We start from the raw sequence: 7360 nt of genomic DNA on the forward strand, positions 1-7360 counted from the left end.
CGCTCTAGTCAACCAACTCCATCCTTACTCCCCAAAGTTCCTACTACTGATTAAGTAATAAATGCTTCCTATACATTATGTGTCTTCCGAGATGATTTAGTCTTAATTTTCATCGATGAGCTTGTGTGTTTAGTCGCTGTAGCTTCTTCAATCATTATATTTTGCTCGATTTCAGCAATAAATTACCCCCATGAACGATTACGTACAAATCATTTGAAGTATTCAGGCAGAATACATTCGTCAAACTGCGATCACTGGGGGATTGAGGTATGAAAATTATTGAAACAGAAAACCAGGTTAAGCTTAAAAGTTTTATCGTATAAGGATTTTATTGAGTAGTTACTTGGCGATTTGAAAAGTGAGCCTAGTCACTACTTAACGATAAAACAAGAGTTTCAACATCTAAAAACATTTGTAGTGTTTATGTAATCCTGCTTATCCTGATTTTCTGTTCTGAATCATACTTATACCCCTATTAGGGCTGGATATTGATGATTAATTAAATTCCTGATTGTTGTGCTTTACGTTTGAGATAACGCCTGAAATATGAACTGGCACCAATAGAACCAAATACTAATGTCCCCAAAACTGAATCAGGTTCAGGAATGGAAGTACCATCAATAGCTATAGAAAATTTGACAGCAGTACCAGCAGGAGTTGTTAGTGCGTCCGCAAAAAGATACTCTCCTACAGGAATTACTCCTTGATTAAAGGTTATTTTTTTAGCGTCTGGAGATATCTGAATATTGTTGTATATGTTAGAAACTCCATTGCCCCAAACTGCATCTTCACTCGGGTCAATTGTAAGAAAGATACTAGTTACATCGAAGTTTGAATCATTTCTAGATACAAAGGGGAATACACTAGTACTAGAGGGGATCTCTTGACCGGGGAAACAAACACCTACTTGGCTACAAGTTCCAACCACAATATCAGATGGCTTGGGAATATACGAATCTAATTGAGGATTGATTATGGTAGCAGCTAGACCCTTACTGCTAAAAGTCGTAAAAGTTACCAAAGTAGCCCCTGCAATTGCTGCTAATTGTTTTAATTTCATTGATTAATCTCCTAATAGAGGTAAAACTTACGCGAGGTTGTTCGCTTGTATATTACTGTGTTGTTATTTCTTACAGGTTAAGAAAACAATAAGTAGTGAGAGTCAAAGGTAAAAAAACAATTTGGGTCAAAGCTTCGGAGAAATTCAATGTTTCCTAAGTATTGATTGCTTTGACACTGTTAATAATAAATAAATTAGTTTATACACACAACGTCAAAGCTGGAAATTGGTTTTCCAATTTTGGAATCTTTTGACTAGATGGGTGTACAAGCCAAGAGGTTGACTTCCTAGTTTCGGCATCCATTTAACATTAATAAAAATATTTCAGGCGATCGCCTCTCTGCAATGTCTGACACAAGCCGAGGAAGCGTTTATGCATTTGTTAAAGCTGCTTGCTTTGAAATGCGATCGCTAGCTTTAATCAAATCGGCTGCCTTTTCGCCAATCATGATTGTGGGCGCGTTGGTGTTTCCCGTAGTGATAACTGGCATAATTGATGCATCTACGACACGTAAGCCTTCAACTCCATGTACCCGTAATTCAGGATCTACCACTGATTCAGAGTCAACGCCCATTTTGCAAGTGCCAACAACGTGATAATCGGTATCACACCCTTTGCGGATATAATCTCGGATTGCTTCGTCGCTAGTTGCATCAGCACCTGGAGTAACTTCCTCGCCCCGAAACTCATCAAATGCGCTTGAATGAGCCAACTGACGCGCAATTTTAATTCCTTCTACCAAGACTTGCATATCTTCCTCACTTTCGAGAAAGTTCATGCGGATAACGGGTGGGTCTAGCGGGGAAGAAGAACGCAGACTAACACTACCTCTACTTAGGGGATGGGTAATAGATGGTGCAAAGGTGAATCCTGGCCCAGAACGGGCATACTCAGGCTGTACGAAGATGACTGGCCCGAAGTGAGTTTGTAAAGAAGGCACAGTATCTAGGCGACTTTTGGTATATACAAATAAAGCAGCTTCGGCAATGTTACTGGTTGGGGCAACTTCCAAATCTTGAGTAGCTTGGTAAGCCACATGAACTTGAGGGTGATCTTGGAGATTTTGACCTACACCTGGTAAATCAACGACTACAGAAATATCGAATGCTTGCAGATGTTCAGCTGGACCAATCCCAGAAAGCATCAGCAATTTTGGTGAATCGAACGCGCCAGCAGAAAGAATAACTTCTTGATTTACGCGAACTTGGTGCAGCGTTCCGTTGTGCAAATACTCCACTCCAACTGTGCGTGTCCCCTCAAATAGTAAACGAGTGGCGATCGCATGAGTTGTGGTTGTCAAATTGGGGCGATCGAGAATGGGCAGCAAAAATGCAGTTGCCGTACTTTGCCGCTTGCTATCTTTAATATGTACTTGGGCAAGTCCTGCGCCTTCTTGATGTGCGCCGTTGAAATCAGGATTATGTCCGTAGCCCTTTTCAATAGCGGCATCAATTAAGCGTTGTGAAACTACATTTGGAGCCACTGGATCGCTGACAAATAGTGGGCCATCGACCCCGTGGAATTCAGATGCTCCTCGCTGCTGGTTCTCAGATTTTTTGAAGTACGGCAATACATCTTCATAACTCCAACCTGGATTGCCTAACTCTTGCCAGTGGTTAAAATCGCGGCGGTTGCCTCGCATATAGACCATACCATTGATAGAACTGGTGCCACCCAGAACTTTACCGCGCGGAGAATAGAGTTTGCGCCCATTCAGGTGTGGTTCTTCCTCAGAAGAATACGCCCAGTCTACTTCAGTACCCCATAGTTTGGGCCAGTTCGCAGGAACCTGAATCTCAGGTTTGGTATCAGGGCCACCAGCTTCGAGTAACAAAACGGTTGTTTCACTATCTTCTGTGAGGCGGTTGGCGACGACACAGCCTGCCGAGCCAGCACCAATCACAATATAATCATATTCAGTCATGAGCTTCTTAATTAATTGCAAAATTTCTAGAAAAATACTGTTGTCATCTCTGCTTTAAACTTGAGTCATTTGGATTGGCTGACCAAGTATTTGTTCCACAATCTGAGGCTGGATAAATTGCAAATATTGAGTTGCAAGTTCAGGAGTCTTACAAGGGTAATGTTGTCAGTGGTGACTGTGTATCAACTTGTAATGAATTTGTCGATTGATTAATTAGGGTAACTTCTCCCTGTGCATTTCTATTCACCAAGTAGTTAATTTCTCGATAGCTCAATTTATAAGTTGTTGGTGGTAAAGGAGCTTCCGCAGACTTGGCATTAGGACCAACACGATAAATAACCCCACGATAAATCAGATCATAAGCTGCTCCAACACTAAGCGTTGATTGAAAAGGTTTTTCTATTGTTCTGCCGACAATTTTTGAGGAATCTAATTCGTAGCTGAGACCGCGATAGTTAAGTTTCATATTTCGCCTCGTGGATTGTGAATAAAGATGTGGTTATTTGGATTAGCTGTTCGCTTTCGTTCCATATTCTGAGAATAGATAGATTTAATTAGAAACGCATCGTTAAGTTAGGAAACTAGTTTTCCAATTTTGGAAATTTACTAAGGCGGATTTCCCGCAGGGTAGCAAGTGGCGTGCGACTGGCGTGGGCTACGGGAGATATAAGTTTCAGGCTTCAGTGCGTAAGTCCTAACAATTTGTTGGTGTATTTTATCCTAGAATCTTTGTAGGGGCAGGGCACCCGAAATCTTTTGTACAACAAGACAATTTAAGTAACCACGCAAAATTAATTACAGTCATTGCGAGCGTTGACGAAGCCTCTCGAAGAGAAGCATTCGCAATGACATTGTGTAATTAATTATGTTTAACGTGAGTTCGACGAACCTCTCCCTGCCTTGAACCAAAGTTCAAGTCTGTCTCTCTCCGAGTCGGAGAGAGACGGTTTTGCGTAGTAAAACCAGGGAGAGGTTATTGTTTATGGCTAACTAAACGGACAGTATATAACCCGTCGAATTCACATCGTAATCGCCGTCGTCGTTATGGTCTGCGTTGTAACTTACTAGCAGCAATTTATAACTATGAGTTAAATTTAGCAATTCCAAAATGCAAGCCCTTGACTATAACATAAAAGTAATTTTGCAAGAGGTCTATTGAACAGCTAGAAAAAAGCTTGAGCGTGCTGTGTGAAAATATGCTGATGTCAATTGCAGGCAGATACGGAAAAGACAGCACCGAATATGTCAAGGCTGGTGGTGTGCGTAAGAGCGATGCCTGCGGCGGGCTACGCCTACGCATCCGCCAAGGCACTAACACTCGGATAAAAACTGGTGCAGAGCAAGCGGCTGTTAAGTCTGATGCAACTACATAGTATCATTCCATTTTGACAAAGAAGCGATCGCCCCATTAAAGCTAGTTATTGCCTACTATGGTCAATCTACATAAACCCCCTTCGCGGAACGCCTCGTAGAGAAGACTGCGACCTCTTCAATGCCCTTCTATGCACTTGTTAAAGCTGCTTGCTTTGAAACCTGACCAGCAGCTTTAATCAAATCGGCTGCCTTTTCGCCAATCATAATTGTGGGTGCGTTGGTATTTCCCGTGGTGATGGTTGGCATAATTGAAGCATCCACGACACGCAACCCTTCAACTCCATATACCCGCAGTTCAGGATCTACTACTGAATCGGCATCTGTTCCCATTTTGCAAGTGCCGACTGGGTGCCATACAGCATCACACGTTTCTCGGATGTAAGCTTCAAGGGCTTCATCACTAGTTACATCAATACTGGGAGCAGTTTCCTCACCTCGGAAGTCATCAAATGCAGTTGAGTGGAACAATTGACGGATAATTTTGATTCCTGCAACCAGCTTTTGCAAATCGGATTCACTTTGGAGATAATTCATCCGTATTACAACTGGGTCATGGGGTAAAGCAGAACGCAGGGTGAGATGACCACGACTTTCGGGATTAGTCACACAGGCTGTAGCTGCAAATCCAGGGCCTTCGCGGGCGTATGCAGGATGCGTCCACAAAACAGGGCCAGAGAAAAACTGCAAATCTGGTGCAACATCTAAACGACCTTCAGTATGCAGGAACAATCCAGCTTCGGCAATATTACTAGTTGGGGCAGGTTGCACATCCTGAGTTGCTTGGTGTGCAACGGCGACATTAAGATGATCTTGGAGGTTTTGACCGACACCTGGCAAATCAACAACTACAGGAATACCTAGCGATCGCAAATGTTCTGCATTGCCAATTCCAGAGAGCATCAGCAGTTTGGGCGAATCAAACGCCCCAGCAGAAAGAATTACTTCCTGATTTACAAAGGTTTGGTGTATCGTTCCTTCGTGCAGATATTCCACTCCAATAGTGCGCGTTCCCTCAAACAGTAAACGAGTAACTAATGCACCAGTGGTAACTGTTAAATTAGGACGATCCAAAATTGGTACTAAAAACGCTGCTGCTGTACTGTGCCGTTTACCATCTTTAATCGTCAACTGGTAAAGTCCGGCTCCCTCCTGTTGTACGCCATTAAAATCAGGATTAAGCTCATAACCAAGTGTAACTGCTGCTTCTATAAATCGATATGATGTTGCTTCAGGTGCTAAGGGATCTGTGACACTCAGCAATCCATCTGCTCCATGAAATTCGGATGCGCCATGCTGCTGGTTTTCAGATTTCTTGAAATATGGCAACACATTTTGGTAACTCCAACCGGGATTGCCTAATTCTTGCCAGCGATCATAATCATGCCGACTGCCTCGAATATAAATCATGGCGTTGATTGAACTAGTTCCACCAAGGGACTTCCCGCGCGGACAATAGATTTTGCGGTTATTAATGTACGGTTCTTCTTCCGTAAAGTATGCCCAGTCTACCCCAGTACCCCAGAGTTTTGTCCAGTCTAGAGGAACTTGATGCTCTGGTAAAGTAGGTGGATTGCCTGCTTCTAGTAATAGTACGGTTGTTTTACCGTCTTCTGTGAGGCGATTAGCGACGACACAGCCCGCCGAGCCTGCACCAATCACAATATAATCGTATTCAGCCATAAGATTTTCCTTGTTAATTGCAAAATTTGTAGAATAATAACGTTTTTAGTGATCGCACAGCTTATACACCTGCTTTAAACTTGCGTCATTTGGATTGGCTGACCAAGCACTTGTTCCACAATCTGAGGTCGGATGGACTGCAAATACCCAGTTGCAAGTTCAGGGGTCAAAAACTCGAACATTAGCCAGTTCTCCACCCAAAACTCAATCACTTTGAACGGCCCGCGATTCTCCGTTGGAGACGCTCCGCGAACGCAAAGCGCAACTTGCCAACCCTCACGCCTACCAATTTGCTCAATCTGCTGTTGGCTAGCAGGAACAGAAATCGCGGCGTGAGTTGCTACAAAATCAGGTGAACTGGAAGTTTGGATAACTTTGCTCGGTTCTGTGTCGGAAGCTGGAACACACACAGATCCGAAAGGAAACACTTCAATTCCAGTGCCATATTCATCAAACGCAAACACGGCGTAGCTTCCGGGATTAGGAAAATTAAATACCTTACTGTGACAAATTTCTGCCAGTACATTTGCAACGTAAAGCGGGTTTTGAGCAGCGATGCAAATGTGATGAATCATCAGAATTACTCCGTTAATTAATTTCAATTGAGAAACTTACTTGTAGGATAAAAGCTAATCCAATCTCTTGAATAATAGACTGATATTTGCTAGCTTTTAATCCATCTTGCAATTAATCGATTACGTTCACCGTCAAATTCGCTTACCCAGATCATAGAGAGTTTAGTTTGAGTTGTTTTTGTATTTTGGTTTAAAGACTTGTCTAACAACACTGCTAGCTGTGGTTTAGATAAAGACTTGTTATAAGTACTTAAAAGTTGCATAAGTTTGTACCTTTGATTCTTTGAGAACTGTTAGTAATTAGAAAACTATTCGATCTAATTCTGCGAGGTTTAGTAGAAAAAATATCTGACTACATCCACCAATAAAAGCGGCTTTTCGTTGTTAGAGGTTTGTTGTTTATTTCTTTTGATTGGCAATTATCTAATTCTGCTGCCAAAGCTGTCCTCATAAAAATGTAAGGGCAATAAATAATGACTGATGCAGAAATAGAAATCTGATTCTGTGCGCGAAGCCTTTTTAAGATAGAAATAAACTAAAGTATCGCGTTAGGATACTAAGGTGAAAACCATGCAACATTGACGTACTAGCTGTTCGCTTTCCTTGCATAATCTCAGAATAGATAGATTTAATCAGGACTTACGCAACTGGCACAATGCGAGCGCCAATTACTAGTACATAAGTATTATTTGAATCTGATTCCGAATGCCTTGTATTTGTAATAAAAGCTGGTGTATTGGAAGCAA

At 42.1% G+C, this 7360-nt stretch carries 6 protein-coding genes and 1 pseudogene; 2 read left to right on the forward strand and 5 right to left on the reverse strand.

The annotated features are described in order from the left end of the window. Positions 1 to 499 precede the first annotated feature (499 nt). The 3 genes from H6G97_RS41345 to H6G97_RS41355 all read right to left on the reverse strand — a co-directional run bounded on the left by H6G97_RS41345 (position 500) and on the right by H6G97_RS41355 (position 3451). The gene (locus H6G97_RS41345) at positions 500 to 1060 is read right to left on the reverse strand and encodes a hypothetical protein (protein WP_190946389.1); all 561 of its coding nucleotides are present in this window, start codon (positions 1058 to 1060) and stop codon (positions 500 to 502) included. Between the two features lie 371 nt (positions 1061 to 1431). Beyond that, a complete protein-coding gene (locus H6G97_RS41350) occupies positions 1432 to 2985 on the reverse strand; it encodes a GMC family oxidoreductase (RefSeq protein WP_190946390.1) in 1554 nt (517 codons plus the stop codon). 148 nt (positions 2986 to 3133) lie between these two features. Beyond that, positions 3134 to 3451, reverse strand: a complete 318-nt coding sequence (locus H6G97_RS41355) for a DUF4278 domain-containing protein (RefSeq protein WP_190946391.1) — start codon at positions 3449 to 3451, stop codon at positions 3134 to 3136. A 556-nt stretch (positions 3452 to 4007) separates the two neighbouring features. On the opposite strand from H6G97_RS41355, the pseudogene H6G97_RS41360 reads away from it, so the two are divergent. Both H6G97_RS41360 and H6G97_RS41365 read left to right on the forward strand, forming a co-directional pair. Then, positions 4008 to 4118 (forward strand): annotated as a pseudogene (locus H6G97_RS41360) (IS5/IS1182 family transposase); the annotation flags it as partial. Between the two features lie 63 nt (positions 4119 to 4181). Next, the gene (locus H6G97_RS41365; protein WP_190946392.1) at positions 4182 to 4358 is read left to right on the forward strand and encodes a hypothetical protein; all 177 of its coding nucleotides are present in this window, start codon (positions 4182 to 4184) and stop codon (positions 4356 to 4358) included. A 127-nt stretch (positions 4359 to 4485) separates the two neighbouring features. Here the strand turns inward: H6G97_RS41365 and H6G97_RS41370 are convergent, their stop codons facing one another. Both H6G97_RS41370 and H6G97_RS41375 read right to left on the reverse strand, forming a co-directional pair. Next, positions 4486 to 6039: a GMC family oxidoreductase gene (locus H6G97_RS41370; RefSeq protein WP_190946393.1), complete on the reverse strand. Its 1554-nt coding sequence runs from the start codon at positions 6037 to 6039 to the stop codon at positions 4486 to 4488. 74 nt (positions 6040 to 6113) lie between these two features. Next, complete coding sequence (locus H6G97_RS41375; RefSeq protein ID WP_190946394.1) at positions 6114 to 6614, reverse strand: hypothetical protein; 501 nt, start codon at positions 6612 to 6614, stop codon at positions 6114 to 6116. Between the last annotated feature and the right edge of the window lie 746 nt (positions 6615 to 7360).

It is taken from the genome of Nostoc flagelliforme FACHB-838 (assembly GCF_014698065.1).
GTDB lineage: Bacteria > Cyanobacteriota > Cyanobacteriia > Cyanobacteriales > Nostocaceae > Nostoc > Nostoc flagelliforme_B.

Bases quoted from the DNA above. Each gene is read 5' to 3' on its own strand.
- H6G97_RS41345 (WP_190946389.1), bottom strand. From the start codon at position 1,060: ATGAAATTAAAACAATTAGCAGCAATTGCAGGGGCTACTTTGGTAACT.
- H6G97_RS41350 (WP_190946390.1), bottom strand. From the start codon at position 2,985: ATGACTGAATATGATTATATTGTGATTGGTGCTGGCTCGGCAGGCTGT.
- H6G97_RS41355 (WP_190946391.1), bottom strand. From the start codon at position 3,451: ATGAAACTTAACTATCGCGGTCTCAGCTACGAATTAGATTCCTCAAAA.
- H6G97_RS41365 (WP_190946392.1), top strand. From the start codon at position 4,182: ATGCTGATGTCAATTGCAGGCAGATACGGAAAAGACAGCACCGAATAT.
- H6G97_RS41370 (WP_190946393.1), bottom strand. From the start codon at position 6,039: ATGGCTGAATACGATTATATTGTGATTGGTGCAGGCTCGGCGGGCTGT.
- H6G97_RS41375 (WP_190946394.1), bottom strand. From the start codon at position 6,614: ATGATTCATCACATTTGCATCGCTGCTCAAAACCCGCTTTACGTTGCA.